Raw genomic sequence first — 26,770 nt, 5'->3', positions numbered from 1 at the left:
GACTGCGGCATGAACGCCGACGACAAGATCATCATTGCCGACGATGCGGTGATCCATCCGGATGACCTGCACGAGGACTTCATCCGCTCGTCCGGGCCCGGCGGCCAGAACGTCAACAAGGTGGCGACGGCGGTGCAATTGCGCTTCGATGCGGCGAATGCGCCGGGCCTGTCGGAGCGCGTCCGCGAGCGAACCATAAAGCTGGCCGGTCAGCGCGCCACCAAGGACGGCGTCATCGTCATCGAGGCCGGACGCTTCCGCACGCAAGAGCAGAACCGGGCGGACGCCCGGGCGCGGCTTGCCGAACTGGTTGCCAAGGCCGCCGAACCGCCGCCGCCGCCGCGCAAGAAGACGAGGCCGTCGAAAGGCGCGGTCGAAAGGCGGCTGAAGACCAAGGCTGGGCGCGGCACAATCAAGAAGCTGCGCGGTCGGGTGGACGACGATTGACGCGCGTCCACCCGGACGCACAAGGTGCGCGCTCTGGCAGCCACGCATCGTGCTTTTCGAAAAATAGATTCCGAGTTTTGGGCCGATGCGGCAGGCGCGACATCGATCGCGGTCGAGACCGCTTCCAATTCGAGGTTGCAGGTGGCAAGTTCGGTATTCGTCACAGCAAGGAGACCGCAGATGGGCATGTTTGATTTCGTCAAGGGCGTCGGCAAGAAGCTCGGCTTCGGCGACGATGAGCCGGAGCCGACCGCCGATACGCTGAAGAAGGAACTCGATTCGCACGCGCTCGGCACCGACAATGTGGAAGTCGACGTCAAGGGCGATACGGCTGTGCTGAAAGGCGTAGTCAAGGATCAGTCGATCTTCGAAAAAGCCATCATCGCCGTCGGCAACACGCTCGGCGTGTCCAAGGTGCAGGCGGATGAATTGCAGGTCGCCGCACCCGAGGCCGGCACGCCGGCAGCCCCGGCCAAGCAACCGACCTTCTACACGGTCAAGAAAGGCGACAATCTCTGGAAGATCGCTGAAAAGAGCTATGGCAAGGGCAAGGGTGCGAAGAACACGGTCATTTTCGAGGCCAACAAGCCGATGCTGACCGACCCGGACAAGATCTATCCGGGGCAGGTCCTGCGCATCCCGGATCTCGATCAGGCCTGACCAGATCGGGCCAGATCGGCAACAGCAATCGACAATGGCGGCGGCTTTCGGGTCGCCGTTTTCGTTTGGTGGTGGCATTCTGGTCGTTTGCAGACCAACGGATCAAGCGACCATGCTCGTTCTGCCCAAAGGTGTCCGCCACATGCCCGGCTATCTGTCCCGCGCCGTGCAGGAAGCGCTGGTCGAGGATGTGAGGCAGGTCGTGCAGGAAGCGCCGCTGTTCGTGCCGGCGATGCCGCGCACCGGCAAGGAGATGAGCGTGCGCATGACCAATTGCGGTTCGCTTGGCTGGGTCACCGACAAGGAGCACGGCTATCGCTACCAGCCGACCCACCCGGTAACCGGGACGCCCTGGCCGCCGACCCCGGACGTGCTGCTGGAGCTGTGGCGCGAGGTGTCTGCCTATCCCCATCCGCCGGAGGCTTGCCTGGTCAATTTCTATTCGCCCGACGCGAAGATGGGCCTTCATCAGGACCGCGACGAGATCGATTTCTCCGCGCCGGTTGTCTCCGTTTCACTGGGCGACGATTGCCTGTTCAGGGTCGGCCAGAGCACGCGCGAAGGCGGCACCAAATCGTTCAGGCTGAAAAGCGGCGACGTCGTCGTGCTTGGCGGCGAAGGCCGCCTCTGTTTCCACGGCGTCGACCGTATCTATCCGTCGACCTCGGCACTGCTCAGGAATGGCGGGCGGATCAATCTGACGCTGCGGCGGGTGACCTATCCTGGCTAATGCATGTCGCGCAAAGCGGCGGACTTTCAAGTCGAGCCGTTCGCCGCTCTTTCAGTTTTTTCAAGCACCGGATTTTCGCACAAGCGGCACCCGCTCTGGGTCACGGTCAGGCCTGACGCTGCCGGAAAAGATCCAGCCTTCGAGAACGACGAAGTTGATCACGGGAATGAGAATGCAAGTGAGCAGGATCGGAATCGCGACCGGCAGGCCGAACTGCCCGACGAGGAGCACCGGAAGGAGATAGGCGGCGGCAAGACCGAAACCGGTGAGAACGGCGAAACGCGGCGCTTCGAATCGATGCGGGCCCGCCGACATGAAGGTAAAGAACTTGTGGCCGAGATAGGAGAATATTGCCGCGACCGCATAGGCGGCGACGGAGGCTGTGGCCGGTGACAGGTATCTTGACCCGGCACTGGTGAAGAGGCAGGCACAAAGCGCATAGAGGACTGTGGCCGCAAGTCCTACCGAGGCGAATTTGAGAAGCCGGCGCGGAGCAAGCGTTCCACGCCAGGCGGAAATGTCAGGCCGGCGCAATGCAGGCATATTGATCACCGGCTGCTCCCGACAAATGCTCCGGAATTTGCAATCGAACGATAGCGGGCACTGCCTAAAGCGCGTCGCGTTTGACCGGCCTCATGCGACGCGCTTGAAGTTGTTGTTTTATGCATGTCGTTATCGCAAAACCGCTGCACACTTTTGCGCGACATGCATTAAAGCGCCGTTAACCGCTTCGTTACAGCTTCCTGAGCGCCACTTCCTCGACCAGATGATTGGCGCCCTTGCGCAGGATGAGATCGGCGCGGGCTCGCGTCGGCAGGATGTTCTCGCGCAGATTCTTCAGGTTGATGTTGGCCCACAGGCCTTCGGCAATGGCGCGGGCCGCTGCTTGCGAAAGTTGCGAATAGCGGTGGAAGAAGGAGTCCGGATCGCGGAAGGCGGTCTCGCGCAGCCGCATGAAGCGGGCGATGTACCATTGATGGATCAGCTCCTCTTCGGCATCGATATAGATGGCGAACTCGAAGAAATCCGACAGGAAAGGCACGATCTTGCCGTCCTTTGGGAGCTTGCCCGGCTGGAGGACGTTGATGCCTTCGAAGATCAATATGTCCGGCCGGTCGATGGTCTGGAACTCGCCGGGAACGACGTCGTAGGTCAGGTGCGAATAAACAGGCGCGCGGACATTGCGCTGCCCCGATTTGATGCCCGACAGGAAACGCAGCAGGGCGCCGACATCGTAGCTGTCGGGAAAGCCCTTGCGCTCCATCAAATTGTTGCGGCGCAGGATTTCGTTGGGAAGCAGGAAGCCGTCGGTGGTGATCAGATCGACCTTGGGGCTCGACGGCCAGCGCGCCAGCAATTCCTTGAGGACGCGCGCCGTGGTCGATTTGCCGACCGCGACGGAGCCGGCAATGCCTATGATGAAGGGCGTCTTGACGACATCCCCCGCGTTGAAGAAGGCCTGGCGCTGCCTGAACAGCAGTTGGCTGGCCTCGACATGGGCCGACAACAGCCGAGATAGCGAAAGATAGATGCGCTTGACCTCTTCGAGGTCGACCGGATCGTTGAGCGAACGCAGGCGACGGATCTCGTCCTCACCGAGCGTCATTGGCGTGTCGGCGCGGAACTGCGACCATTGCTCCGCCGAGAAAAAACGGAAGGGCGAATATTTCTCGGTGGGGGCGAGCTGGTCCATCGAGTTTCCTGCCCTCCGCAGCGATCAGCCCCGGTCCTGCCGAGACGCCTTTTCGGCGATGCCCGAACGACCGGTGCGGCGCTCGAGTTCGGTCAGGACATCGGCAAGCGGAACGCCGGCGACGCCCAGAACGACGAGCCAATGATAGATGAGATCGGCGCTTTCCGAAACGAGGGCTTGTCTGTCACCGCCAACGGCTGCGATCACCGTTTCGACCGCCTCTTCGCCGAGCTTCTGCGCCGCCTTGTCGATGCCGCGCGCGAACAGCTTTGCCGTCCACGAATCCGGATCACCGGAATGCGCGCGTTCCCTGATGATTGTCTCCAGATCGGAGAGCGAAAACTCAGCCATGGCGCCATCTATCTGCTTGTTTAAGCGTGATCTTTTCCGAAACCGGTTCCCCCTTTTGGCTGGCGCGGACCTTCGGTTCGGGATCATGCTTTAGAGCCGATCCTCTGACGAGTCCAGTCGCATCGGCAGGCCGGCGCGGGCCATGTGCGACTTGGCTTCGGCAATGCTGTACGTGCCGAAATGGAAAATCGATGCCGCCAGCACCGCGCCGGCATGGCCGTCGCGAATGCCCTCGACCAGGTGATCGAGCGTGCCGACGCCGCCGGAGGCGATGACCGGCGCACGCACGGCGTCGGCAACCGCGCGGGTGAGCGCGATGTCGTAGCCGGCCTTGGTGCCGTCGCGGTCCATCGACGTCAGCAGGATCTCGCCGGCGCCGCGATCGACCATCTGCTGAGCGAAGTCGACCGCGTCGATGCCGGTCTTCTCGCGGCCGCCATGGGTGAAAATCTCCCAGCGGTCGGCCTCGCCTTCGCCCGACACTATCTTGGCATCGATGGCGACGACAATGCACTGGTTGCCGAACTTGTCGGCCGCCTCGGCGATGAAATCGGGATTCCTTACCGCCGCCGTGTTGATCGACACTTTGTCGGCGCCGGCCAAAAGCAGCTTTCTTATGTCGGCGACCTGGCGCACGCCGCCGCCGACGGTCAGCGGCATGAAGCATTGCTCGGCGGTGCGGGCGACGATGTCGAAGATGGTTTCGCGATTTTCGGACGAGGCGGTGATGTCGAGGAAGCAGAGCTCGTCGGCGCCGGCGGCGTCATAGGCCTTGGCCGCCTCGACCGGATCGCCGGCATCGATCAGGTCGACGAAATTGACGCCTTTGACGACGCGGCCGTTCTTGACGTCGAGACAGGGGATGACGCGGGCCTTCAGCATCAGATCCTCGCATGCGCGGCAAGAAAATCGCCAAGCAATTGCCCAACGACAGGCGGAACCTCGCCTTTGGCGTCAAAGGCAGGATCGTAGGCGGACAGGGTGATGCCGACGATCGGGATCGACTTGGCCAGCCCGCAAACCAGTTGCCGCAGCTGCTCCGGATTTGGACCTCCCGGCAGCGCATAGCGGTTCACTTGCAGCACATCCGGATCGTGGACATCCAGATCAAGATGCAAATGCGCTTGGGCCGCGCCGGCCGCTTTGAGCTTTCCGACATTGTCGAGGGCATCGGTCCATTGGGCGCGAATGATCGGCAACGTCTCCAGAAGCCGCCTTTCATCTGGATCGAGGTCGCGCGCGTCGACCAGCATGCACCGCGACGGGTCGATCGCCTGGAAGCCGGGAACCGCGGACGTCATCGGCCGCCAGCAGAGCCCCAGCGTCGTCGCCAGCGCCATGCCGTCGAGAAAGCCGTAGGCGGACGTCTCGGGCGTGTTGAGATCGCCATGCTGATCGATCCAGATGAGCGAATCCGCGGCGTCACCAGCCACCGCACCGGCGGCGGTCAGGCAATTTCCGGCGAGCACGATGGGAAAACGCTCATCATCGCGCGCCATTTCGACCTTGGTGGCGACTGCCCGACAAACCGCGAAACCTGTCGCGATTTCGCGTCTCTGGGCATCGCCGACCTCGCCGATGTCCTCGACGATGACATCATGGCCGCGCAAGGCAAGTTCCTCGACAAGGCCGCCGGCAATGATGGCGTCGGGGCCCTGGCCAAAGCCGGCGTGGTAAAGGCCGCTGTCATAGGGTGCGAGGATGATCGAGAGTTTCATCGCGCCCTCGCCTTCTCCGGTCCGGCCGCCAGGATCGCCAATGCCTCGGCCGGGTCGATACGTCCGTCATAAAGTGCACGCCCTGAGATGGCGCCTTCGAGCTTTTGCGCATCGGGCATCGTCATGCGCACGATGTCGGCGATAGAGGCCAGCCCGCCGGAGGCGATGACCGGGATAGACACGGCGTCGGCAAGATCGATGGTGGCGTCCCAGTTGATGCCGGTCAGCACACCGTCGCGGTCGATGTCGGTGTAGATGATAGCGGCAACCCCGGCGCCCTCGAACTTCTTCGCCAGTTCGATGACGCCGAGACTAGAGGCCTCGGCCCAACCCTCGACCGCCACCTTGCCGCCCTTGGCGTCGATGCCGACGGCGATCTTGCCCGGGAATGCCTTGCAGGCCTGCCTGACCAGATCCGGATCGCGCACGGCCACCGTGCCGAGAATGATGCGGGCCAGGCCGCGATCGAGCCAGTCCTCGACCTGCGCCAGGGTGCGGATGCCGCCGCCGAGCTGCACCGGGTTTTTCGTTGCCTTGAGAATGGCGCCGACTGCCGCGCCGTTGACGCTCTGGCCCTTGAAGGCGCCGTTGAGGTCGACGACATGCAGCCATTCAAAGCCCTGTTGCTCGAAAGCCCTGGCCTGCGCTGCCGGGTCGTCATTGTAGATCCTCGCGGTCGCCATATCGCCGTGCTTCAGGCGGACGCACTTGCCGTCCTTGAGGTCGATGGCTGGGAACAGGATCACCGTTCAGGCGCCTTCAACAATGACGAAGTGACCGGTCGAGGCGGCAAGCCTGTACTTCAATGCCTCCCGGTATTCAGGCGATTCGTAGCATTCTATCGCCTTGTCGTAGGACTCGAACTCGACCAGGACGTGGCGGTTGCCTGTCGGCCCCTCCGGGTTCGCATAACGCCCCGCCCGCACGGGAAACTTCGCGCCATATTTCGCAAAAGCCGCCGCGTTCGCCTCGATATACTGCTTATAGCCCTCGGGATCGCGGACATCGACCATCGCCATCCAGTAGCCTTTCTTGCTCATTTTCTTATGGCCTCCAGCGCAGGAAATTGGTGATCAGCGCCAGGCCAAGCGCCTGGCTCTTTTCGGGATGAAACTGCGTGCCGGCGAGATTGTCGCTGACAACAGCAGCTGTAACCGGGCCACCATAGTCGGCAATCGCCAGCACCTCGTCCGGCTTCTGCGCGTCGAGATGGTAGGAATGAACGAAATAGGCGTGCAATCCCTTGGCGCCGGTCGGAATGCCGGAAAACAGCGGGTGCTTGCGCGTGAGCTCGATCGTGTTCCAGCCGATCTGCGGGATTTTTAGCGCAGGATCGGCCGGGGTGATCTCCTTGACGTCGCCGGCGATCCAGCCAAAGCCTGTCGTGACAGTCTTTTCCAGGCCCCGCTCCGACATCAGCTGCATGCCGACGCAGATGCCGAGGAACGGCCGCCGCTTGATGATCGCGACCTCCTCGACCGCCTCCCACATGCCGGCCACAGCGCGCAGCCCGGCCGCGCAATCGGCATAGGCGCCGACGCCGGGCAGGACGATGCGGTCGGCGGTCCTGACACGCTCGGCATCGGCGGTCAGGTCGATGGCGGCGGCGATGCCGGCTTCGTGCGCGGCGCGCTCGAAGGCCTTGGTGGCCGAGCGCAGGTTGCCCGAGCCATAATCGATGATCGCGACCCGCATGTCAGGGTCTTCCCGGCGTGTGCGTCAGTCCGAGCACCATTCCTGTCTGCGCCGGCCGGGCATGGGCAGCGTCCGGAACGATGCGCGGCACCGGCGCCTGCTCATCCGCATGCGCTTCGGCTTCCAGCACATAGCGCGTATCGGCATCGTCGAGCCTGTCGGCCTCGACGACGCCCCATTCGTGCCAGCCACGACGGCGCAGTGCGGCGATCCGCAACGCCTGCCCTTCCAGCCCGACAAAGAGCGATACCAGCAGCGACAGCACCGGGCCGGCCAGCCCAAGGCTCAGCCCTTCGGCAAGCATCGAAAGCAGAGCCATGGCGACAAACGCCAGGGCTGCCTCGATCCACAACCGGTGCCAGAGCAGCCATAGCGGCGGCACGAGGAAGCCAAGCCAGGAAAACCCATCACGGACAAAGGCCGTTGTGCCAGGCTTTTCGCCGCGGCCCGGCGGTTCCATCACGACATAGACTGCCATGGCCTATCCCTTCAGAGATCCCTTGGTGGAAGGAACCGCGTCAGGCTGGCGCGGGTCGCTTTCAAGCGCGAAACGCAGCGCACGCGCCACCGCCTTGAAGCAGGTCTCGGCGATGTGGTGATTGTTGGCGCCGTAGTGGTTGGTGACATGCAGCGTGATGCCGGCATTCTGCGCCAGGGCCTGGAAGAATTCGCGCACCAGTTCGGTGTCGAACGTGCCGATCTTCGGCGACGAGAACACAACGTTCCAGACAAGGAAGGGACGGCCGGAAACGTCGATCGCCGCGCGCGTCAGCGTCTCGTCCATGGCGAGATCGATCGAGGCATAGCGCATGATGCCGCGCCGCTCGCCCAGTGCCTTGGCCAGCGCCTGACCGAGCGCGATGCCGGTGTCCTCGACCGTGTGGTGATCGTCTATGTGCAGGTCGCCCTTGGCCTTGACCGTCATGTCGATCAGCGAATGGCGCGACAACTGGTCCAGCATGTGATCGAAGAAGCCGACGCCCGTCGAAATATCGGATTTTCCCGAGCCGTCGACCTGGACCGATACGGAGATGTCGGTTTCCTTGGTCTTGCGGCTTGCGTTGGCGGAACGGGGCGGCATGCTCATCCTTGTCCAGAGTTCAGGCGTTCCAAGCGTCCACATGCTTGAAAGCGTCCACATGCTTGAAAACGAGAGCCTTCTAGCAGCATGATCCGGCGATTGCCAGTTGCCGTGCCAAGCAGTATCGAGCCTGGCCGATGACCGGTTGGCAATCGTCGGACCTATGCATACATAGGGTCGATCAAGTCACTCGTAATGCGCCAATCGCCTTGTCGGGACCGGTGCTGATCGGAGCAGAGATGTCGAACGAACTGACCATGCACGCCACGACGATCCTGACCGTGCGCAGGGGCGGCAAGGTGGTGATCGCCGGTGATGGCCAGGTCAGCCTTGGCCAGACGATCATGAAAGGCAACGCCAAGAAGGTGCGCCGAATCGGCAAAAGCGGCAATGTCATTGCCGGTTTCGCCGGCGCCACCGCTGACGCCTTCACTCTTCTGGAGCGGCTGGAGGCCAAGCTCGAACAATATCCGGAGCAATTGACGCGGGCCTGCGTCGAACTCGCCAAGGACTGGCGCACCGACCGCTATCTGCGCCGGCTGGAAGCGATGATGCTGGTTGCCGACAAGTCGGTCTCGCTGGCGCTGACCGGCACCGGCGACGTGCTCGAACCCGAACATGGCGTCATGGCGATCGGTTCGGGCGGCAATTATGCGCTGGCCGCGGCGCGCGCGCTGATGGACACCGACAAGGATGCCGAAGAAATCGCCCGCAAGGCGATGCAGATCGCATCCGACATTTGCGTCTACACCAACAACAATTTTGTCATCGAAATCCTCGATGCCGGCTGAGCCGGCCACTGGCCATGATCCCGAAAAGTGGAAACCGGTTTTTGCTTCGCTGACCTTCGGTTCGCAGGAGATCATGGCCAAACAAGAAAATAGATATGATTTTCGACCGGTGACGGAGGCGGACCTGCCGATGATCGCGGCATGGCTGGCCGAGCCGCATGTCGCGGAGTGGTGGGACGATCCCGAGACGGAGATCGCGCAGATCCGTGAACACATCGACAGCATTTCCGTCGAGCCGCTGATCATCGAGCTAGACGGCGAGCCGATCGGCTACATGCAGAGCTACGATCCGCATCTGGAGGACGGCCACCCCTACAGCGATCAGCCGTTCGGTACGCTCGGCATCGATCTGTCGATCGGCAGGCCCGAGCTTGTCGGACGCGGCCATGGCTCGGCAATTGTCCGCCAGTTCGTGGAACAGCTGTTCGAAGAAGGGGCGCCGCGTGTCATCATCGATCCGGATCCATCCAACGGACGAGCGATCCGCGCCTATCAAAAGGCCGGATTCAGAGCTATCGATCGCAGGCAATCGGAATATGGCGACGCCGTGCTGATGGCAATTGACGCCAAAGAGGGCGACGCCGAAGCGGGCGATGTCAAAGAGGGTGACGCCGAATAGGGCGGCGCCGAAGAGGGGCAGTAACAGCATGAGCACAAGCGGCGCCGACAAGACCGTCTCGGCCTATGAAGACAGCTGGCGGATGGGACTTCTGCTCGTCCTCGGTCTGATTATACTCCAGGCTGGAACCCTTTACGGCATGGGCCGAACGCCGATCTGCGAATGCGGCTATGTCAAGCTGTGGCACGGCATCGTGCAGAGCTCGGAGAATTCCCAGCATATTTCCGACTGGTACACATTCTCGCACCTCATCCACGGCTTCCTGTTCTACGCGCTGGCGTGGGCTCTGTTCCCGCGCTCGCCGATCGGGCTCAGGCTGGCTTTTGCGGTCGTCATCGAGGGCGGCTGGGAGCTTCTCGAGAACAGCCCGTTGATCATCGAGCGCTACCGCGCCGGCACGATCTCGCTCGACTATTACGGCGACAGCATCATCAATTCAGTGGCCGACACGCTGGCGATGGTGCTGGGATTTGTGATGGCGCGCAGGCTTCCTATATGGGTGATCGTGACCCTCGCTCTCATCTTCGAATTCGGTGTCGGCTACATCATCAGGGACAATCTGACACTCAACGTGATCATGCTGCTGCATCCGTTCGAGTCCATCCGGCAGTGGCAAAGTGGAATTTAGCATATGACCACATTCTCGCCCCGCGAAATCGTTTCGGAACTCGATCGCTTTATCATCGGCCAGAAGGACGCCAAGCGCGCCGTAGCCATCGCCTTGCGCAACCGCTGGCGCCGCCAGCAGCTCGAAGGCCAGATGCGTGAAGAGGTGATGCCGAAGAACATCCTGATGATCGGCCCGACCGGCGTCGGCAAGACCGAGATATCGCGCCGCCTGGCGCGCCTTGCCGGCGCGCCGTTCGTCAAGGTCGAGGCGACCAAGTTCACCGAGGTCGGCTATGTCGGCCGCGACGTCGAGCAGATCATCCGCGACCTGGTCGAGATCGCCATCGGCCTGGTGCGCGAGAAGATGCGCGAGGACGTCAAGGCGCGCGCCCATATCAATGCCGAGGAACGCGTGCTGGAAGCGCTCGTCGGCAAGACGGCGAGCCCGGCGACGCGCGACAGTTTCCGCAAGAAGCTGCGCGACGGCGAGCTCGACGACAAGGAGATCGAGATCGAAGTGAGCGATACCGGCACCGGCGGCATGCCCGGCTTCGAGATCCCCGGCATGCCGGGCGCCAATATCGGCGTGTTGAACATCAACGACATGCTGTCGAAAGCGATGGGCGGCCAGAAGACCAAGACCCGCAAGACGACGGTGAAGGAATCCTACGCGGTGCTGGTCGGCGACGAGTCCGACAAGCTGCTCGACCAGGACGAGGTGGTGCGCAGGGCGCTCGAATCGACCGAAAACGACGGCATCGTCTTCCTCGACGAGATCGACAAGATCGCCTCGCGCGAAGGCGGCATGGGCGCCGGTGTTTCCCGCGAAGGCGTGCAGCGCGACCTGCTGCCGCTTGTCGAAGGCACCACAGTCGCGACCAAATACGGACCGGTGAAGACGGATCACATCCTGTTCATCGCATCGGGCGCGTTCCACGTTGCCAAGCCATCCGACCTGCTGCCCGAATTGCAGGGCCGTCTGCCGATCCGCGTCGAGCTGCGAGCGCTGGAGAAGGACGATTTCGTCCGCATCCTGACCGAGACCGAGGCCAGCCTGATCAAGCAGTACATCGCGCTGATGAAGACCGAGGGCGTCGATCTCGTCTTCACCGACGACGCCATCGATTCACTGGCCGGCATCGCCGTCGATCTCAACGCCAGCGTCGAGAACATCGGCGCCAGGCGGCTGCAGACGGTGATGGAGCGGGTGCTGGACGAGATCTCCTATGACGCGCCGGACCGCCACGGCACGGCGGTGACAGTCGACGCCGCCTATGTGGAGAAGCATGTCGGCGATCTGTCGAGAAACACGGATTTGTCGCGATTCATCCTGTAGCAGGCGATCCATCCGCAAGAGGCGGGCCGGCGGAGCCGGCACGTTCCGGGACGTGTGGCCAAATGGAAGCATCTGGCCAGCTTTTGTCTTGCCGGGCGACGGGGCTCTCGACTCCCGTTCCAGCTTTACCTAGTTTGCCGGCAACACCAGCGTCGCGCAGCTTTTTGGATGCGCAAAGGACGCTGTATAGTTGGTTCTGCGCATGACCCCCGAAAATCGGTTCCGAGGGTCATGCGTTGTTGCAGGCGGCGGCGCATGAAAAAAACGATCCTCGTCACTCTCGGGTTGACGCTGGCGACAGCCATGTTCGCCGCCGAAGCGGCGACGATGGTGCCGCCTGGCAACAGTCATGTCGAGCAACCCAACATACCGGGCGCCTCAAGCCGGCGCACCCAGGCCACCAACACCACCTTCCAGGCGAAATACCGCAAGGTCTATGCGCTGCTGCAGCACGACGCCGGTCTTCGCGGCAAGATCGAGCAGGCAGCAGCGACCTATGGCATCGATCCTATGCATATCGTCGGCGCCATCGTCGGCGAGCACACCTACAATGTCGACGCCTACGACCGGCTGCAGACCTACTACGTCAAGGCGATCTCCTATCTGTCGAGCAAGCTGTCCTTCGCCTATGAAGGCGAGGACATCACCGATTTCGTGCAACGGCCGCAATTCCAGGAATGCGTCGGCAAATCGGATAGTTACGAGCTCTGGGAATGCCGCGAGCAGGTGTGGAACCTTTCCTTTCGCGGCAAGACTGTCGGCGGTGAGAGCTTCCCCGACGACCGCTTCGGCGCGACTTTCTTCCAGCCCTATTATGCCGGCCAGACTTTTGGCCTGGGGCAGCTCAATCCGCTGACCGCCTTGCAGATGAGCGATCTCGTGCACCAGGTTTCCGGCCTGCCGAAGCTCGACGTCGGCGATCCGAACGCGGTCTACAAGACCATCATGGATCCGGACCTGACCTTGGATTATGTCGCGGCGACGATCCGGAAATCGATCGATGCCTATCGGAGCATTGCCGGCTTCGACATATCGGGCAATCCCGGCATCACATCGACGCTCTACAATGTCGGCAATCCTGAGCAGCGCGCCCATGCGCTGAAGGCCGAAAACGACAGGCGCCGCGCCGCGGGCGAACCGGAGAAGCTGCCCGAGGAAAATTACTATGGCTGGCTGGTCAACGACAAACTGCCGGAGCTGAACGCGCTGTTTTAGATGCGCCACGAGTCAAGGAGAGCCTTTCCGAGCTCGCTCCGCTGCCCCACCGTCGCCGAGAGCCAAGGGTATGGCATCCATGCCGACCCAGCAGATTTGGCTTGGTGGATTTATCAAAAATTGATAAAATCCGATAACGAAAGGGTCTGACCTATGCCTTCAAGTTACAATATTGGCGCTCGCTATGAGACGCTGGTGCGCGAACTGGTGGGGAGCGGCCGCTATGCCAGCGCCAGCGAAGTTCTGCGCGATAGCTTACGCCTGCTCGAGGAACGCGAGGCGCAGCGGAAAGCCAAGCTTGCCGCGCTTCGTGATGATATCCGGGCCGGTGTTGTGAGCGGCCCCGGCATTCCAGCCGACGAGATTTTTGACAGGTTGGAAGCCAAGTACGGGGACGGAACCCGCAAATAAATGGCGGTCCTCTTCGCCCCTGCCGCCGCGCAGGACATTGAGGACATTGGCGACTATATTCACGCTGAAAACCCCGCAGCCGCGATGCGCTTTGTAACGGCTCTCAGGGCGCGTTGTAGCCGGATTGTCGACGCACCGCACGGCGGAGTTCCCCGCGTTCCGGTCTGCGCTCCGTTGCCTTCCAGCGTTATGTAATTTTCTACACTGTCGAAGGCGCTGCCATACGCATCGAGCGAATTTTTCATGGCGCCCGCGACATCGAGGCCATTTTTTACGAAGGCGATGGCTGACAGGTTGAAAGCACTGCCGTCACTGGATCTCCACGACAGCCGCGCCCTCAGATCACGCTGCCAGCAGCGACTTCAGCTTGATCGTTTGCGAACCGAGCGCCTCAGGCGCCGGCTTTGCCCTTTTTGCGATCAGCATCTCGGCCAGCCTGATGTCGCGGGCGACAGAATTGCCCGGACCGATGCCGCTCGCTGCGACCAGCCTGCCGTCCTGCGCCAGATGAAACAGGATGAAGGCGCCGTCGTCGAGGTCGCGGCGCACGACCTTGCTGCCCTCGTCCGAGAGCCCAGATATCTGCAAGGTCAGGCCGTACTGATCCGACCAGAACCATGGCACAGCCGCGTGGGCCTCACCGGCGCCAAGCATGTTGCTGGCCGCAAGCGCGCCCTGCTCCTGCGCGTTGCGCCAAGCCTCCAGCCGCACGCGCCGGCCGCCATAGACGGCAAGCGGAAACGAGCAGCAATCGCCGGCGGCAAAGATGTCCGGATCGCTGGTGCGAAGCTCGGCATCGACGGCTATGCCGTTGTCGATCGTCAGGCCCGCTTCCGCGGCAAGCCCGGTCACCGGCACAGCGCCGATGCCGATCACCGCCAGGTCGGCGACGATGTCCTGCCCGCCGGCAAGCGCGATGCGCACCTGGGCGCCGTCATCGGCAATCGCCGCGATTGCGTCGCCGCACAGGATTTTGACGCCTTCGGCTTCATGCGCCTGGTGGATGATTTTGGCGATCTCGGCCGGCACGCCGCGCATCAGGATGCGCGGCTGCGCCTCGATGACGGTGACAACTGCGCCCAGTCTGCGTGCCGCGGCGGCGAGTTCAAGACCGATGAAGCCGCCGCCAACGATGGCGATGCGGTTTCCGGCGCTGAGATGGGCGCGAATGGCCAGCGCGTCGTTGAAGGTCCGGAGATAGACACAACGCGGCCCGAGGCCCGGCATTGGCAGTCTGCGCGGCAGGGAACCGGTCGCCAGCAGCAGCTTGTCGTAGGGCAGGATCGAGCCGTCCGACAGGCGCACGCCATGCGCAGCGCGGTCGATCGCCACCGCCTGAACCGAACGGATATGCCTTATCGATCTCTCGGCCAGGATTTCATCGCTGGCGATCGCCTTGATCACTGGCGCATCGCCGGCCATCGCGTCCTTCGACAGCGGCGGCCGCTCGTAAGGCAGATGCGGCTCGTCGCCGACCAGCGTCACCGGGCCATCATAGCCGAGATCGCGCAGCGCCAAGGCAGCCCGCCCGCCGCATTCGCCGGCGCCGATGATGAGCATTCCTTTCGCCATCACCGTCACCCGATCTGAATGAGGACTTTGCCGGCGTCGAGTTTGACCGGATAGGTCCTGAGATTGACGCAGACCGGCGCGCCCCTGGCTGCGCCAGTCTTGTAGTTGAAGCGGCCATTGTGTTTCGGGCATTCGATGATGTCGTCCATCACCAGCCCGTCGGCCAGATGCACCTTCTCATGCGTGCAAAGGCCGTCCGTCGCGAAATATTCGTCGTCGGGACTGCGATAGATGGCGAAGGTGCGGCCGTCATGGTCGAACCGCATCACGTCCTCTTCGTCGATGTCATCGGCACCACAGGCCTCGACCCAGTCGCTCATTGGTCCTCCGGCATAATTTTGCTTGGTCAACGTGCCCCGGCACAGGCGCGCAAATCATTCGGCTGCTGCCGCGACAGCATCGTTATCGTTGTGGAATTCCTCGCGATAAGGCTTGGCAGTCGGCGGCAGTTCGCGCTTGAGAAAATAGTCTTCATTGCGCAGTTGGCGCAGGAAGGCAGGCACCATCTCGCGATAGCCGGCCAGGATCGATGGCGTCGGCGCCGGCAGATCATGCTTGATCAGCTCATGCAGCCTCGGCAGCGCGTGATAGGGCACCATCGGAAACATGTGGTGCTCGACATGGTAGTTCATGTTCCAGTAGATGAAGCGGCTGATCGGGTTCATGTGGACGGTGCGGCTGTTGAGGCGGTGGTCGATGACGTTTTCGGCGAGGCCGCCATGCTGCAGCAGGCCGGTCATGACATGATGCCAGGCGCCGTAAAGCCTGGGCAGACCGACCAGCATCAAGGGCAGGAACGAGCCGCTATAAATCGCCAGCGCGATTGTCGCGGCATAGATCGCGATCCAGATGCGGGCAATGCGGATCGCCTTTGGCTGCTCCTGCTCGGGAATGAAGGTCTTTTCCGCCGGGCTGATGTTACCGGCCGCGTTGCGCACCATGTCGGTCATGGCATGCCAGGCATCGACAATGCCGAAGAAATTGAGCACGACGCGCAACAGATCCGGTGGGCGCATCACCGCGATCTCCGGATCGCGGCCGACGATGATCGTGTCAGTGTGATGCCGCGTATGGCTCCAGCGCCAGGTCACCGGGTTGCGCATGATCATGAAGCAGGCGATCTGATAGACCGCATCATTCATCCACTGCGTCCTGAAGGCGGTGCCGTGGCCGCATTCGTGCCAGCGTGAATCGGTGGAAGAGCCGTAGAGCACGCCATAGACGAAGAAGAACGGCACGCACCACCATGTGCCCCAGAACCAGGCGCCGCCGGCGCCGCTCAGGACCAGGGCGGAGAGCCAGATGATGGTGTCGCGGATCGCCGGCCCATCGGAGCGCTGCATCAGCTCCTTCATCTGCTTGCGGGGCACGTCGGTATGATACCATTCGGCCGCCGCCAGCCCGGTCTCGACGGCGCGCTTCGCGTCGCGGCCGAGCAGGCTGTAGTCTCGCCGGGACGGCATTGCGGATAGTGTCGCTTCCATTGAGGCTGCCTCCGTCGGCATCCGTAGGAATGGATGCCTCTGCCACAGGTGCTTATGCTCTAAGATAACGCCAAGCCGTGATAGGCTCAACATCATGAAGATAGTTTCTATCATTTCCCATCAGAATGATGTATAGCCTATGCCAGGCAATCAGGCAGGAAGCGTATGGCAAAACGGCCGACCATCACCGATCTGGCGCGTATTTCGGGGGTCAGCGTCGCCACCGTCGATCGGGTGCTGAACAATCGCCTGCCTGTGCGCGAGGAAACCGCGCGCCGCGTCTATGAGGCCGCCACCAGCATCGGCTACCACGCCGCCGGGCTGATCAAGCAGCGGATGCGCCAGGAGCTGCCGGAATACCGGCTCGGCTTTCTGCTGCTGAGGGGCAATGATGTTTTCTACAGCGATTTCGCCAGGGAGATCGAACTGGCTGTTTCGCAATCGCAGCGCTTCCGCGGCGTCGCAACTATCGATTTCGCCAGTTCGCTGGCGCCCGACGAGATCGCCGCGCAGATGCGCAAGCTGGCGGCGAAATCCAGGGCAGTCGCCCTTGTCGGTCCGGACCATCCGACGCTGACGGCAGCCGTCGAGACCCTGAAGGCGAGGGGGCAACCCGTCTTCTCCCTGCTATCCGACTTTGCAGCCGGCATCCGCGAGGGCTATGTCGGCCTCGACAACCGCAAGGTCGGTCGTACCGCGGCCTGGATGATCGCCAGAGCGGCGAGGAAGCCCGGCAAAGTCGCACTTTTCGTCGGCAGCCATCGCTTCCATGGCCATGAGCTGCGCGAGATCGGCTTCAGATCGTTTTTCCGCGAGCATGCGCCGGAATTCACGGTGATGGAGACGCTGGTCAACCTGGAAGCCAACCAGGTGACCCATGATGCAATGATCGATCTTCTGGCGCGGTACCCGGATCTGGCCGGCTGCTACGTCGCGGGCGGCGGCATGGAAGGCGCGGTTTCCGCGCTACGGGCGGCCAGGCCGGCCAGCATGCCGGTGGTCGTCTGCAACGAGATCAACGCCGAATCGCGCGCGGCGCTCGCCGACAACATCCTGACCATGGTGATTTCGACGCCGCTGGCAGCACTATGCCGCGAGCTTGTCGGGCTGATGGTGCATGCCATCGAAGCAGGCGCTGCCAATGCGCCGGGCCAGACCTTCCTGCCCTTCGACATCTATCTGCCGGAGAACATCTAGGTTCGAGCAGAACAGCTGGGCTCTGCCAAGACATCCTGTTTAGATCGGGGCGTCGGCAATGATGTGAACCATCAGCCTGATGGATTCTTGCAGAAGATTTGCCGGCCCTCAGCCGCGTTGTCCGAAAAATCCGGCAGCCGCTTTCGGAATCTCCTTGACGCCCGCCCGTAGAATGGAATAAATATTTCACCAACTAGGTATTTTGGTTCTTTCGTTCCGGAGCATCTGTTTCAACGGAGGGGCTTGGCGTTCCAGCCAACGCGGAAATCGCCGTCGGAAACGGAGAAGCAATCGGGAGAGATTCCCTGGGAGATCGGGGATTCCGGGTAGATCGGTGCAGCCGGACACCAATTCTGTGGAGGAGAAATAGAATGAAAAAGCTGCTGTTGGGCGCCGCATTCCTGGCGCTGATGAGCTCGTCCGCCCTCGCTGCCAAAATCGGCGTGTCGATGGCGCTGTTCGACGACAATTTTCTCACCGTGCTGCGCAACGGCATGATCGAGCAGGCCAAAGGCATGGAAGGCGTGGAACTGCAGGTCGAGGACGCGCAGAACGACGTCGCCAAGCAGCTCGACCAGATCAAGAACTTCGTCGCCTCGGGCGTCGACGCGATTGTCGTCAATCCAGTCGACACCTCGGCCACCCAGGCAATGTCGGATGCCGCCGCTGCGGCCAACGTTCCGCTGGTCTATGTCAACCGCGAGCCGGTCAATGTCGACACGCTGCCGGACAACCAGGCCTTCGTCGCCTCGAACGAGGTTGAGTCAGGCACTCTCGAGACCCAGGAAGTCTGCCGCCTGTTCAAGGAAGCCGGCAAGACCGAAGCCAACGTCTATGTGATCATGGGCGAGTTGTCGAACCAGGCCGCGGTGCAGCGCACCAAGGACATCGACGATGTGATCGCCACTCCCGAATGCAGCTTCATCAAGATCATCGACAAGCAGACGTCGAACTGGAAACGCGAGGAAGCACAGAACCTGATGACCAACTGGCTGTCGACCGGCGCGCCGTTCGATGGCGTGATCGCCAACAATGACGAGAGCGCCATCGGCGCCATCCAGGCCATGAAGGCTGCCAATATCGACATGAAGTCGGTTGTCGTCGGCGGTGTGGACGCCACCCAGGACGCGCTTGCCGCGATGCAGGCGGGCGATCTCGACGTCACCGTGTTCCAGGACGCGGCCGGCCAAGGCGCCGGGGCGCTCGACGCGGCGCTCAAGCTTTCCAAGGGCGAGGCGGTCGAGCAGAAGGTCTACATCCCCTTCCAGCTGGTCACGCCGGCAAACATCGACAAGTTCCTGCAGAAGAACTGAGGCAGAGGAGCGTTCTCGATAGGAGCGGCGCGTCAGAGCATCGGACCGGTTTTTGGAAATCCGACGTTTTAAGAACAAAAAGCAGCGCCGCTCCCTCTTTTCCCTCATCGCCGAAACAAGCGGCGGGAGGGCGACTGCGATTAGAGCGACGTGCGTCCATTTGGACGCACAAAAGTACGCTCTAAAACTTTGAGACTACGCATCGTGCTCTCCGAAAATCGATCCCGATTTTCGGGCCGATGCGGTTGGAGGAAGCAGATTTGGCACAGACAACCCATGGCGTCGGCGGACTCAGCTATGATGCGAACAAGCGCACGTGGCCTGCCGAATTCAACGTTTTCCTGGCGCTCATCATCCTCGTCGGCGCCTTCGAGCTGATAGGCCGGGTCTTTCTTGGCGACAGCTTCCTGTTCAACACCCGCGCCAATGTCCATACGATCTTCAACGAGGCGCGCCTGCAGATCATCATCCTGCAGGTGTCGATCGTCGGCATCATCGCCATCGGCGTGACGCAGGTGATCATTTCCGGCGGCATCGACCTTTCCTCTGGTTCGGTCGTCGGCGCCACGGCGATGATCGCCATGAGCTTCGCCCAGGTGGCGACGGTCAACGGCAACCCTAACCCCAAGGCGATGTTCATCGCGCAGGGCTGGACCGACCTCCCGGTGATCGTGCCGGTGCTCGTCGCGATCGGCTGCGGCCTGCTGGCGGGCCTGATCAACGGCACGCTGGTCGCCTACACCCGCATTCCGCCGTTCATCGCCACGCTCGGCATGATGGTCACCGCGCGCGGCGTCGCCAAATGGTGGTCCAAGGGGCAGCCGATCTCGTTTCCCACCGAAAGTTTCGCCGCCATCGGCAAGGGGCTGATGCCTGTCATCATCTTCATATCGCTGGCGATTTTGTTCCAGCTGATCCTGTCATACACCAGGTACGGCAAGCACTGTTATGCCATCGGCTCCAACGAGGACGCCGCCCGCATGTCCGGCATAAATGTCCAGAACCACAAGATCCTCGTCTTCGTCATTGCCGGTATCCTCGCCTCGCTGGCCGCCGTGGTGCTGAGCTCCAAGAACCTCACCGCTCAGGCCGGCATGGGCGTGATGTACGAACTGGACGCGATCGCCATGGCTGTCATCGGCGGCGTCTCGCTGTCGGGCGGCCGCGGCTCGATCATCGGAACGGTAATCGGTGCGCTGATCTTCGGTGTCATCATCTCCGGCTTCACCTTCCTGCGCCTCGACGCCTACTACCAGGAGATGGTCAAGGGCGTGATCATCATCGGCGCAGTCGTTCTCGACCAGTGGCGTCAGCGCCTGCGGGCAATGAGGGCTTGATCATGTCAGACATCGTCCTGAAGACCGAAAACCTGACCAAATACTATGGCGGCGTGCATGCGCTCGAAGGCGCGAATTTCGAGCTGCGCAAGGGCGAGCATGTCGCCATCATGGGTGACAACGGCGCCGGCAAATCGACCTTCGTGCGCCAGATCACCGCCGTCGAGCAGCGCACCAGCGGCAGGGTCTGGTTCGACGGCAAGGAAGTGAACTTCGCCGGCCCGATCGCGGCGCGCGAGGCGGGCATCGAGACGGTGTTCCAGAACCTGGCACTTGCCGACGATCTCGACGTGCCGTCGAACCTGTTTCTCGGCCGCGAAAAGGTGCTTTTCAACCTCGGGCCTTTCTCGATCCTCGATCGCAAGTTCATGCGTAAGGCGACCGAGGCAGCGCTGATCCGCACGGCGGTCAAGATTCCCAACCTTTCCAATACTATCCGCCACATGTCGGGCGGCCAGCGCCAGTGCGTGGCAATCGCTAGAACCGCAACTTTTGCGTCCAAGCTCATCATCATGGACGAGCCGACGGCAGCACTTGGTGTGCAGGAGACGATGCAGGTTGAAAACATCATTCGCACGCTGAAAGCCAATGGCGAGCCGCTGATCCTGATCAGTCACAACATGCGCCAGGTGTTCGATCTGGTCGACCGCATCGTCGTGTTTCGGCGCGGCCGCATCGTCGCCAATCTGCGCAAACAGGACACCGACGGCAACGACGTCGTCTCCTACATCACCGGCGCCAAGACCGGGGAGGCCGAACTTGCCGGCTAGGTCGGATGCCGGCGCGGCGGGTCGTCGACCCGTCGCCGATCTGCGGCGATAAGAAAATCTACTGCGCCTCGCCCTGAACGGTGCAGTAAAGACGCACTTCCATTTCGAACAATCCTCAAAGGAAATCCCATGCCTCTCCGCTTCGCTCTTCTCGGTGCCGGCCGCATCGGCAAGGTCCACGCCCGTGCCGTCGGCTCCAATCCGCAGGCTAAATTGGTCGCAGTTGCCGATGCCTTCGAGAAGGCGGCGACCGATCTGGCCTCGGCCTATGGCGCCGAAGTACGCAGCATCGAGGCCATCGAAAAAGCCGGGGATATCGATGCGGTCATCATCTGCACGCCGACCGACACCCATGCCGATCTGATCGAGCGGTTCGCCAAGGCCGGCAAAGCGATCTTCTGCGAGAAGCCGATCGACCTCGACGCCGGCAGAGTGGAAGAATGCCTGGCCGTGGTCAACAAGGCCGGCGCCACTTTGATGGTCGGTTTCAACCGCCGCTTCGATCCGCATTTCGCCGCCGTGCGCAAGGCGATCGACGACGGCGCCATCGGCACGGTCGAGATGGTGACCATCACGTCGCGCGATCCCGGCCCGCCGCCGCTCGACTATATCGGCCGCTCGGGCGGCATCTTCCGCGACATGACCATACATGATTTCGATATGGCGCGCTTCCTGCTCGGCGAGGAGCCGGTGGCGGTCAGCGCCCATGCCTCGGTGCTGGTCGACAAAAAGATCGGCGAGGCCGGCGACTTCGACAGCGTCAGCGTCATCCTCGAAACCGCCTCCGGCAAGCAGTGCATCATCTCCAATTCGCGACGCGCCACTTATGGCTACGACCAGCGCATCGAAGTGCATGGCTCGAAAGGCATGGTTGCGGCCGAGAACCAGCGGCCGGTGTCGATCGAGCTGGCCAATGAAAAGGGCTATACGCGCCCGCCGCTGCACGACTTCTTCATGACCCGCTACCTCGACGCCTATGCCAACGAGATCGCCGCCTTCATCGCAGCGGCGACGTCAGGCAAGAAGGCGGCGCCGAGCGGTGGGGACGGGCTCGTCGCGCTGAGGCTGGCGGACGCGGCGCTGAAATCGGCGAGGGAAGGCAAGACCATCCGCCTCGACAAGACAATCTGACCATCAAGCACAGGAGCAAGGCGATGAACGGTTCCGCCGGTCGCAATTCCGAAACACGCGCTATCGTCACCGGCGGCGCGCAAGGCATCGGCTTCGCCGTCGCCGAGGCGCTGGCCGACGAGGGCTGCCGGGCGCTGGCGCTGGTCGGCCGTTCCAGGGAGAAGGGCGACAAGGCGGTCGCCGCACTTGCGAAAGACGGCGTCGACGCCATCTTCATCAGCGCCGACGTCTCAGTGGTGGCCGACTGCAAGCGGGTCGTCGAAACCGCGATCGCTCATTTCGGCACCGTCAACGCGCTGGTCAACGCTGCCGCCACCTCGGCCCGCGGCTCACTGGTCGAGACCTCCGAGGATCTTTTTGACCAGATATTCCAGACCAATGTGCGCGGCCCCTTCTTCCTGATGCAGGGTGTGGTGGCGCATCTGCTCGACCGCAAGGCGCCTGGCTCGATCGTCAACGTGCTGTCGATGTCGGCGCATTGCGGCCAGTCGTTCCTGGCGCCCTATTCGTCGAGCAAGGGCGCACTGGCGACGCTGACCAAGAATGTCGCCAATGCCTACCGCAGCAATCGCATTCGCTGCAACGCGGTGCTGCCCGGCTGGATGGATACCGAGGGCGAGGCGATCGTGCAGAAGAAATGGCACGACGCACCGGACGACTGGCTGGAAAAGGCCGAGGCCGCGCAGCCGATGGGCCAGTTGGTGAAGCCGGCGCAGCTTGCCAGGCTGATCAGCTATATGATCAGCCCGCAGTCGGGCGTCATGACCGGGTCACTGGTCGACTACGACCAAACTATTGCAGGGTCTTCGCCGGAATAAGATCAGCCGAGTAGACTCAGTTCAGAAGCAGCTCGGCCATGCGTCGGCCGAGATGGCCCGATCATGTCAACGCCCGTGATCGGTTCGACCGAACTCACCAGGCACCCGGGCTCTGAAAACCGCTCTCCCTCCCTGTTGCCGCCGTATCGCCAATCCCATATAGTCAAGATGGTCAGAATGGTCACGGAGGTCGCAATGTTGTCTGAGCCCAAAGAGGATACCAATTGGACAGTCGCTGGGGCAAAAGCCCGGCTCTCGGAGGTTATCGAGCGTGCGCAGTCTTCGCCGCAGACGATCACCAGAAACGGCAAACCAAGCGTGGTTGTGGTCTCGGTCGAGGAATGGCAGCGGAAGACCGTGCGCAAGGGTACGCTTGCGCAGTTCCTGCTGGAGTCGCCGCTGCGCGGCACCGATCTCAACCTTGAACGTCAGCGCGACGAACCGCGTGATCTGCCGCTGTGAGGCTACTGCTCGATACGAATGTCCTGTCCGAGGTGACAAGGCTGGCGCCGAACGCACGCGTTCTGGACTGGCTGGACGGGCTTGATGAGGACCGCTCATTCATTAGCGTTGTGTCGATCGCCGAGATCCGACGCGGCGTCGCCCTCATGGATGAGGGCCGGAAACGCGAGGCGCTGGCCCAGTGGCTCGCTCAAGACCTGCCTCAGCGCTTCGAACAGAGGGTTCTTCCTGTGGACGAATCGGTTGCCTTGGCCTGGGGAGACCTGATGGGCCTTGCGAAGCGCCGCGGTCGCGGTCTGTCGTCGATGGACGGCCTGATTGCAGCCACCGCGATTGCGCAGGAGCTCACCTTGGCAACGCGCAATACCAACGATTTCGAAGGCTTTGAGATCGAACTCTTCAATCCCTGGACTGCATGAACCGCTTGGCGCAGCATGTTGGGCCTTAAGCGACCCGAGGCAAGGAGGCGGTGCGCTTCAGGACGGAGAAGACCTGTTCCCCAATCTCGCCTAGACGCGTGACAAGCACCCTGGCTTCGGCTATAGGGCTGGCATGATCCACCTGACCGCCTCGTTCTGGTACTTTAGCTACGGCAGCTCGCTGGCGGCGGGAGGATTGCGCTCGATCTGAAGATTGCAGCAACAACATCCGAACAGCCGCCAGACCTGGCGGCTTTTTTGTTTCAGCCGGCAGGTCTCCCAACCAGGAGCAGAAAGCCGTGTTGACCACCACAGATGATCTTCGGGTCAAGGAAATCCGAGAGCTGAGTACGCCGGACGACGTGATGCGGGAGATACCGCGCACGCTGACGGCGACGCGCACCGTTGCAGCGTCACGCAACGTTATCCACGCCGTGCTGACCGGCGCCGACGATCGGCTGGTCGTCGTCGTCGGCCCCTGTTCGATCCACGACCCGATTGCTGCCGTCGACTATGCCAGCCGGCTAGTGGCGCTGCGCGAGAGCCTGTCGGACCGGCTGGAGATCGTGATGCGCGTGTATTTCGAGAAACCGCGCACGACGGTTGGGTGGAAGGGCCTGATCAACGATCCCGACCTCGACGGCAGCTTCAACATCGACAAGGGCCTGCGGATGGCCCGCAACGTGCTCTCCGCGGTCAACAATCTTGGCCTTCCGGCGGCGACGGAATTCCTCGACATGGCCACCCCGCAATACATTGCCGACCTCGTCGCCTGGGGTGCGATCGGCGCGCGCACGACAGAGAGCCAGATCCATCGCGAACTGGCATCCGGCCTGTCCTGCCCGGTCGGCTTCAAGAACGGCACCGACGGCAATTTGCGGATCGCCGCCGAGGCGGTGAAGTCCGCCGCCCAGCCGCATCATTTCATGGCGGTGACGAAGGGCGGGCGCAGCGCCATCGCGACGACCACCGGCAACCAGGAATGCCACGTTATCCTGCGCGGCGGCATTGTGCCGAACTATGACGCAACGAGCATAGCTGCCGCCTGCGCGGAACTCGGCCGGATCGGCGTAGCACCACGGCTGATGATCGACGTCAGCCACGCCAACAGCAACAAGAAGCCGGAGAACCAGCCGATGGTGGCGGCCGACGTCGCGGGCCAGGTCGCGGCAGGCGACGAACGCATCATCGGCGTCATGATCGAGAGCAACCTCGTCGCCGGCCGGCAGGAGGTCATGCCCGGCAAGCCGCTCGTCTATGGCCAGAGCATCACCGATGGCTGCATCGACTGGACAACCACCGAGACGGTGCTGCACGGCCTTGCCGACGCTGTCGAGCGGCGCCGGTCGGCGCGACGCGCCCTAATCGCCAGCCGTCCGGGAGCCGCCTGAAGCGGTTGGCACGGAATTTTGCGGGCGGTTGCTACCTTGCTGCTTGGCTTTGAAAGGCCGGCGCCGCCCCTCATTGCCCTGCCGGGCATTTCTCCCCGTATAGTGACGGGGAGAAAGATGCCGTTGTCCACGGTTTCGCCAACTTCAAGCGTAGCAGGAAGGGCGCCGAGGGGCGGTCAGCTTCTTTCTCCCCGTTTACGGGGAGAAAGGCCCGGCAGGGCAATGAGGGGCAGCGTCAATATCGACAATTGGCACTCTCCAACACAAGCTCTCCCTTGCCCTGGCATGGGTGGCGTCGAGGCTCGGATTGCGGGTCGCTACCGCACCGCGACCCAGCGCTGTTCCTCGAATGAGCGCGCCATGGCATGCACGGTGCGCTCGATTTCGAGTCCTTCGCCGAAATCGATGATCCGCGCCGGCTTGCCGGCCAGCCGCGTCAAAAGCTCGCGGCATTCGATGATCTTGAGATCGTTGAAGCCGAGACCGTGGCCGGGCGCCGGCAGGAAGGCGTCGTAGGGCTTGTGATGCGGCGCCACCAGGATGGTGCGATAGCCTTGCTCGGTCGGGCGGTCGGATGTCAGGTAAAGCTGGAACTCGTTCATCCTCTCCTGGTCGTACAGGATCGAGCCCTTCGAGCCGAAGACCTGGATGGCGATCCGGCCCTTGCGGCCCCAGGCCGAACGGTTGACCAGCAGTGTGCCGGCAATGCCGTTTTCGAGATGCATCAGCACGCTGGCGATGTCGTAGGTCTCGACCGCGCGACGCCCGCCTGATGCGACGCGGCGATCGGCATAGGGTTTTGCCATGTCGCACATGACGCGGGCGACGCGGCCGAACAGCACCGAGACCAGCGACAGCGGATGCACGGCGAAATCATCGAGCGCGCCGTAACCGGACGCCGCCTCGTGCTTCCAGAAGAACGGCGCCTCCGGGTCGGCCATGAAATCCTCGTCCATCTCGATGCGCAGATGGTTGACTTCACCGATCATCTTCTCGTCGAGCAGCGCACCTATATGGCGGATCGCCGGATTCTGAATATAATTATAGCCGAGCGCGGCCACCTTACCGGATTTTTGCGCCGCCGCCGCCATGGCTTGCGCCTCGGCAAAGCTCGGCGCCATCGGTTTTTCGCACCACAGATGCTTGCCAGCTTCGAGGATGGCGATGGCCATCTCCGGGTGGAACTGGTTCGGCGTGGTCAGCGAGACGATATCGACGTTCGGATCGTTGACGACGGCGCGCCAGTCGCCGGAGCCCTTGGCGAAGCCGAACTCGGTCGCCCGGCGCTTGGCAAGGTCGTCACTGAGCTCGCCGAGATGGACCAGCCTAGGCTTGGCCACGTCCGGAAAGACGGTGCCGACCGCGTTCCAGGCGATAGCGTGGCACTTGCCCATGAACCCCGTGCCGATAAGACCGACTCCGACCATTTCCTTGTCTCCGCTGCCAGAAAGGTTGTGTGGATGAATTAGTCCATTTTCTCCAGAAATGGAACGCATGGCTCATTTTTTATGGCCTTCTTG

General features: G+C 62.3%; 32 protein-coding genes and 1 pseudogene. 19 read left to right on the top strand and 14 right to left on the bottom strand.

Annotation, left to right across the window (positions count from 1 at the left end; translation table 11 throughout):
• Positions 1-9 precede the first annotated feature (9 nt).
• The 3 genes from arfB (at position 10) to BQ8794_RS07135 (ending at position 1,837) form a co-directional block, all read left to right on the top strand.
• Positions 10-447: an alternative ribosome rescue aminoacyl-tRNA hydrolase ArfB gene (gene arfB / locus BQ8794_RS07145; RefSeq protein WP_077374749.1), complete on the top strand. Its 438-nt coding sequence runs from the start codon at positions 10-12 to the stop codon at positions 445-447.
• A gap of 180 nt (positions 448-627) precedes the next feature.
• Positions 628-1,107 carry a peptidoglycan-binding protein LysM gene (gene lysM, locus BQ8794_RS07140; protein WP_077375207.1) on the top strand — a complete coding sequence of 160 codons (480 nt, stop codon included), beginning with the start codon at positions 628-630 and terminating at the stop codon, positions 1,105-1,107.
• A gap of 112 nt (positions 1,108-1,219) precedes the next feature.
• The gene (locus BQ8794_RS07135) at positions 1,220-1,837 is read left to right on the top strand and encodes an alpha-ketoglutarate-dependent dioxygenase AlkB (RefSeq protein WP_077374745.1); all 618 of its coding nucleotides are present in this window, start codon (positions 1,220-1,222) and stop codon (positions 1,835-1,837) included.
• Positions 1,838-1,897: 60 nt separating this feature from the next.
• On the opposite strand, the gene BQ8794_RS07130 is transcribed toward BQ8794_RS07135, so the two are convergent.
• The 10 genes from BQ8794_RS07130 to hisB form a co-directional block, all read right to left on the bottom strand.
• Positions 1,898-2,380, bottom strand: coding sequence for a GtrA family protein (locus tag BQ8794_RS07130; RefSeq protein WP_077375203.1), 483 nt, complete (start codon positions 2,378-2,380; stop codon positions 1,898-1,900).
• A 190-nt stretch (positions 2,381-2,570) separates the two neighbouring features.
• Positions 2,571-3,530, bottom strand: coding sequence for a type I pantothenate kinase (gene coaA, locus BQ8794_RS07125; protein WP_077374742.1), 960 nt, complete (start codon positions 3,528-3,530; stop codon positions 2,571-2,573).
• 24 nt (positions 3,531-3,554) lie between these two features.
• Positions 3,555-3,881, bottom strand: coding sequence for a phosphoribosyl-ATP diphosphatase (locus tag BQ8794_RS07120; RefSeq protein ID WP_023796915.1), 327 nt, complete (start codon positions 3,879-3,881; stop codon positions 3,555-3,557).
• Positions 3,882-3,971: 90 nt separating this feature from the next.
• Positions 3,972-4,766, bottom strand: coding sequence for an imidazole glycerol phosphate synthase subunit HisF (gene hisF / locus BQ8794_RS07115; protein WP_167378669.1), 795 nt, complete (start codon positions 4,764-4,766; stop codon positions 3,972-3,974).
• Complete coding sequence (locus BQ8794_RS07110) at positions 4,763-5,599, bottom strand: arginase family protein (protein WP_077374736.1); 837 nt, start codon at positions 5,597-5,599, stop codon at positions 4,763-4,765. Before BQ8794_RS07110 ends, hisF begins: the two co-directional genes overlap by 4 nt.
• The gene (hisA, locus tag BQ8794_RS07105) at positions 5,596-6,345 is read right to left on the bottom strand and encodes a 1-(5-phosphoribosyl)-5-[(5-phosphoribosylamino)methylideneamino]imidazole-4-carboxamide isomerase (RefSeq protein WP_077374733.1); all 750 of its coding nucleotides are present in this window, start codon (positions 6,343-6,345) and stop codon (positions 5,596-5,598) included. Before hisA ends, BQ8794_RS07110 begins: the two co-directional genes overlap by 4 nt.
• A gap of 3 nt (positions 6,346-6,348) precedes the next feature.
• Complete coding sequence (locus tag BQ8794_RS07100; RefSeq protein WP_023796919.1) at positions 6,349-6,639, bottom strand: DUF1330 domain-containing protein; 291 nt, start codon at positions 6,637-6,639, stop codon at positions 6,349-6,351.
• Between the two features lie 4 nt (positions 6,640-6,643).
• Positions 6,644-7,294 carry an imidazole glycerol phosphate synthase subunit HisH gene (hisH, locus tag BQ8794_RS07095; RefSeq protein ID WP_077374730.1) on the bottom strand — a complete coding sequence of 217 codons (651 nt, stop codon included), beginning with the start codon at positions 7,292-7,294 and terminating at the stop codon, positions 6,644-6,646.
• A 1-nt stretch (position 7,295) separates the two neighbouring features.
• The gene (locus BQ8794_RS07090; RefSeq protein ID WP_077374728.1) at positions 7,296-7,772 is read right to left on the bottom strand and encodes a DUF2628 domain-containing protein; all 477 of its coding nucleotides are present in this window, start codon (positions 7,770-7,772) and stop codon (positions 7,296-7,298) included.
• A 3-nt stretch (positions 7,773-7,775) separates the two neighbouring features.
• Positions 7,776-8,375, bottom strand: coding sequence for an imidazoleglycerol-phosphate dehydratase HisB (gene hisB / locus BQ8794_RS07085; protein WP_077375200.1), 600 nt, complete (start codon positions 8,373-8,375; stop codon positions 7,776-7,778).
• A gap of 239 nt (positions 8,376-8,614) precedes the next feature.
• On the opposite strand from hisB, the gene hslV reads away from it, so the two are divergent.
• The 7 genes and pseudogenes from hslV (at position 8,615) to BQ8794_RS07050 (ending at position 13,646) form a co-directional block, all read left to right on the top strand.
• Positions 8,615-9,166, top strand: a complete 552-nt coding sequence (gene hslV / locus BQ8794_RS07080; RefSeq protein ID WP_023796923.1) for an ATP-dependent protease subunit HslV — start codon at positions 8,615-8,617, stop codon at positions 9,164-9,166.
• Between the two features lie 73 nt (positions 9,167-9,239).
• Positions 9,240-9,785, top strand: coding sequence for a GNAT family N-acetyltransferase (locus BQ8794_RS07075; RefSeq protein ID WP_077375197.1), 546 nt, complete (start codon positions 9,240-9,242; stop codon positions 9,783-9,785).
• A 28-nt stretch (positions 9,786-9,813) separates the two neighbouring features.
• Entirely contained in the window at positions 9,814-10,413 is a 600-nt protein-coding gene (locus BQ8794_RS07070) for a DUF2585 domain-containing protein (RefSeq protein WP_077374725.1), read from the top strand.
• Positions 10,414-10,416: 3 nt separating this feature from the next.
• Positions 10,417-11,730 (top strand): ATP-dependent protease ATPase subunit HslU, encoded by a 1,314-nt coding sequence (gene hslU, locus BQ8794_RS07065; protein ID WP_077374723.1) that lies wholly within the window; start codon positions 10,417-10,419, stop codon positions 11,728-11,730.
• Positions 11,731-11,985: 255 nt separating this feature from the next.
• Positions 11,986-12,945 (top strand): DUF1402 family protein, encoded by a 960-nt coding sequence (locus BQ8794_RS07060; protein WP_077374720.1) that lies wholly within the window; start codon positions 11,986-11,988, stop codon positions 12,943-12,945.
• Positions 12,946-13,098: 153 nt separating this feature from the next.
• Entirely contained in the window at positions 13,099-13,356 is a 258-nt protein-coding gene (locus BQ8794_RS07055) for a type II toxin-antitoxin system ParD family antitoxin (protein ID WP_077374717.1), read from the top strand.
• Positions 13,357-13,646: pseudogene (locus BQ8794_RS07050) on the top strand (type II toxin-antitoxin system RelE/ParE family toxin).
• A gap of 52 nt (positions 13,647-13,698) precedes the next feature.
• Here the strand turns inward: BQ8794_RS07050 and BQ8794_RS07045 are convergent.
• The 3 genes from BQ8794_RS07045 to BQ8794_RS07035 are packed head-to-tail and all read right to left on the bottom strand — an operon-like array spanning position 13,699 to position 16,412.
• The gene (locus BQ8794_RS07045; RefSeq protein WP_077374714.1) at positions 13,699-14,928 is read right to left on the bottom strand and encodes an NAD(P)/FAD-dependent oxidoreductase; all 1,230 of its coding nucleotides are present in this window, start codon (positions 14,926-14,928) and stop codon (positions 13,699-13,701) included.
• Between the two features lie 5 nt (positions 14,929-14,933).
• Entirely contained in the window at positions 14,934-15,248 is a 315-nt protein-coding gene (locus tag BQ8794_RS07040) for a MocE family 2Fe-2S type ferredoxin (RefSeq protein WP_077375194.1), read from the bottom strand.
• Positions 15,249-15,302: 54 nt separating this feature from the next.
• Positions 15,303-16,412, bottom strand: a complete 1,110-nt coding sequence (locus BQ8794_RS07035) for a fatty acid desaturase family protein (protein WP_077374711.1) — start codon at positions 16,410-16,412, stop codon at positions 15,303-15,305.
• 165 nt (positions 16,413-16,577) lie between these two features.
• Here BQ8794_RS07035 and BQ8794_RS07030 point away from each other — a divergent pair, with 165 nt between their 5' ends.
• The 9 genes from BQ8794_RS07030 to BQ8794_RS06990 all read left to right on the top strand — a co-directional run bounded on the left by BQ8794_RS07030 (position 16,578) and on the right by BQ8794_RS06990 (position 25,250).
• The gene (locus BQ8794_RS07030; protein WP_077374708.1) at positions 16,578-17,609 is read left to right on the top strand and encodes a LacI family DNA-binding transcriptional regulator; all 1,032 of its coding nucleotides are present in this window, start codon (positions 16,578-16,580) and stop codon (positions 17,607-17,609) included.
• Between the two features lie 371 nt (positions 17,610-17,980).
• Positions 17,981-18,922, top strand: coding sequence for a sugar ABC transporter substrate-binding protein (locus BQ8794_RS07025; RefSeq protein ID WP_077374705.1), 942 nt, complete (start codon positions 17,981-17,983; stop codon positions 18,920-18,922).
• 260 nt (positions 18,923-19,182) lie between these two features.
• A complete protein-coding gene (locus BQ8794_RS07020; RefSeq protein WP_077375190.1) occupies positions 19,183-20,259 on the top strand; it encodes an ABC transporter permease in 1,077 nt (358 codons plus the stop codon).
• 2 nt (positions 20,260-20,261) lie between these two features.
• A complete protein-coding gene (locus tag BQ8794_RS07015) occupies positions 20,262-21,029 on the top strand; it encodes an ATP-binding cassette domain-containing protein (RefSeq protein ID WP_077374702.1) in 768 nt (255 codons plus the stop codon).
• Between the two features lie 129 nt (positions 21,030-21,158).
• Positions 21,159-22,160, top strand: a complete 1,002-nt coding sequence (iolG, locus tag BQ8794_RS07010) for an inositol 2-dehydrogenase (RefSeq protein ID WP_077374698.1) — start codon at positions 21,159-21,161, stop codon at positions 22,158-22,160.
• A gap of 23 nt (positions 22,161-22,183) precedes the next feature.
• On the top strand, positions 22,184-22,978 hold the full coding sequence (locus tag BQ8794_RS07005; RefSeq protein ID WP_077374695.1) for an SDR family oxidoreductase: 795 nt from the start codon (positions 22,184-22,186) through the stop codon (positions 22,976-22,978).
• Between the two features lie 195 nt (positions 22,979-23,173).
• Positions 23,174-23,440: a type II toxin-antitoxin system prevent-host-death family antitoxin gene (locus BQ8794_RS07000; protein WP_077375187.1), complete on the top strand. Its 267-nt coding sequence runs from the start codon at positions 23,174-23,176 to the stop codon at positions 23,438-23,440.
• Complete coding sequence (locus BQ8794_RS06995) at positions 23,437-23,859, top strand: type II toxin-antitoxin system VapC family toxin (protein WP_077374694.1); 423 nt, start codon at positions 23,437-23,439, stop codon at positions 23,857-23,859. The genes BQ8794_RS07000 and BQ8794_RS06995 overlap by 4 nt, the downstream gene beginning before the upstream one ends.
• Before the next feature lie 299 nt (positions 23,860-24,158).
• Positions 24,159-25,250, top strand: a complete 1,092-nt coding sequence (locus BQ8794_RS06990) for a 3-deoxy-7-phosphoheptulonate synthase (RefSeq protein ID WP_077374691.1) — start codon at positions 24,159-24,161, stop codon at positions 25,248-25,250.
• 317 nt (positions 25,251-25,567) lie between these two features.
• Here the strand turns inward: BQ8794_RS06990 and BQ8794_RS06980 are convergent, their stop codons facing one another.
• Positions 25,568-26,677, bottom strand: a complete 1,110-nt coding sequence (locus BQ8794_RS06980) for a Gfo/Idh/MocA family protein (RefSeq protein ID WP_077374688.1) — start codon at positions 26,675-26,677, stop codon at positions 25,568-25,570.
• Between the last annotated feature and the right edge of the window lie 93 nt (positions 26,678-26,770).

The organism is Mesorhizobium prunaredense (assembly GCF_900156895.1).
Classification (GTDB): Bacteria; Pseudomonadota; Alphaproteobacteria; order Rhizobiales; family Rhizobiaceae; genus Mesorhizobium; species Mesorhizobium prunaredense.
The sequence above is the reverse complement of the archived record's forward strand: the minus strand, read 5'-3'. Positions and strand labels throughout refer to the sequence as shown.

Coding starts and splice junctions, on each gene's coding strand:
- arfB (WP_077374749.1), top strand. CDS start 10: ATGAACGCCGACGACAAGATCATCATTGCCGACGATGCGGTGATCCAT.
- lysM (WP_077375207.1), top strand. CDS start 628: ATGGGCATGTTTGATTTCGTCAAGGGCGTCGGCAAGAAGCTCGGCTTC.
- BQ8794_RS07135 (WP_077374745.1), top strand. CDS start 1,220: ATGCTCGTTCTGCCCAAAGGTGTCCGCCACATGCCCGGCTATCTGTCC.
- BQ8794_RS07130 (WP_077375203.1), bottom strand. CDS start 2,380: ATGCCTGCATTGCGCCGGCCTGACATTTCCGCCTGGCGTGGAACGCTT.
- coaA (WP_077374742.1), bottom strand. CDS start 3,530: ATGGACCAGCTCGCCCCCACCGAGAAATATTCGCCCTTCCGTTTTTTC.
- BQ8794_RS07120 (WP_023796915.1), bottom strand. CDS start 3,881: ATGGCTGAGTTTTCGCTCTCCGATCTGGAGACAATCATCAGGGAACGC.
- BQ8794_RS07110 (WP_077374736.1), bottom strand. CDS start 5,599: ATGAAACTCTCGATCATCCTCGCACCCTATGACAGCGGCCTTTACCAC.
- BQ8794_RS07100 (WP_023796919.1), bottom strand. CDS start 6,639: ATGAGCAAGAAAGGCTACTGGATGGCGATGGTCGATGTCCGCGATCCC.
- hisH (WP_077374730.1), bottom strand. CDS start 7,294: ATGCGGGTCGCGATCATCGATTATGGCTCGGGCAACCTGCGCTCGGCC.
- BQ8794_RS07090 (WP_077374728.1), bottom strand. CDS start 7,772: ATGGCAGTCTATGTCGTGATGGAACCGCCGGGCCGCGGCGAAAAGCCT.
- hisB (WP_077375200.1), bottom strand. CDS start 8,375: ATGCCGCCCCGTTCCGCCAACGCAAGCCGCAAGACCAAGGAAACCGAC.
- hslV (WP_023796923.1), top strand. CDS start 8,615: ATGTCGAACGAACTGACCATGCACGCCACGACGATCCTGACCGTGCGC.
- BQ8794_RS07075 (WP_077375197.1), top strand. CDS start 9,240: ATGGCCAAACAAGAAAATAGATATGATTTTCGACCGGTGACGGAGGCG.
- BQ8794_RS07070 (WP_077374725.1), top strand. CDS start 9,814: ATGAGCACAAGCGGCGCCGACAAGACCGTCTCGGCCTATGAAGACAGC.
- hslU (WP_077374723.1), top strand. CDS start 10,417: ATGACCACATTCTCGCCCCGCGAAATCGTTTCGGAACTCGATCGCTTT.
- BQ8794_RS07060 (WP_077374720.1), top strand. CDS start 11,986: ATGAAAAAAACGATCCTCGTCACTCTCGGGTTGACGCTGGCGACAGCC.
- BQ8794_RS07055 (WP_077374717.1), top strand. CDS start 13,099: ATGCCTTCAAGTTACAATATTGGCGCTCGCTATGAGACGCTGGTGCGC.
- BQ8794_RS07045 (WP_077374714.1), bottom strand. CDS start 14,928: ATGGCGAAAGGAATGCTCATCATCGGCGCCGGCGAATGCGGCGGGCGG.
- BQ8794_RS07040 (WP_077375194.1), bottom strand. CDS start 15,248: ATGAGCGACTGGGTCGAGGCCTGTGGTGCCGATGACATCGACGAAGAG.
- BQ8794_RS07035 (WP_077374711.1), bottom strand. CDS start 16,412: ATGGAAGCGACACTATCCGCAATGCCGTCCCGGCGAGACTACAGCCTG.
- BQ8794_RS07030 (WP_077374708.1), top strand. CDS start 16,578: ATGGCAAAACGGCCGACCATCACCGATCTGGCGCGTATTTCGGGGGTC.
- BQ8794_RS07025 (WP_077374705.1), top strand. CDS start 17,981: ATGAAAAAGCTGCTGTTGGGCGCCGCATTCCTGGCGCTGATGAGCTCG.
- BQ8794_RS07015 (WP_077374702.1), top strand. CDS start 20,262: ATGTCAGACATCGTCCTGAAGACCGAAAACCTGACCAAATACTATGGC.
- iolG (WP_077374698.1), top strand. CDS start 21,159: ATGCCTCTCCGCTTCGCTCTTCTCGGTGCCGGCCGCATCGGCAAGGTC.
- BQ8794_RS07005 (WP_077374695.1), top strand. CDS start 22,184: ATGAACGGTTCCGCCGGTCGCAATTCCGAAACACGCGCTATCGTCACC.
- BQ8794_RS07000 (WP_077375187.1), top strand. CDS start 23,174: ATGTTGTCTGAGCCCAAAGAGGATACCAATTGGACAGTCGCTGGGGCA.
- BQ8794_RS06980 (WP_077374688.1), bottom strand. CDS start 26,677: ATGGTCGGAGTCGGTCTTATCGGCACGGGGTTCATGGGCAAGTGCCAC.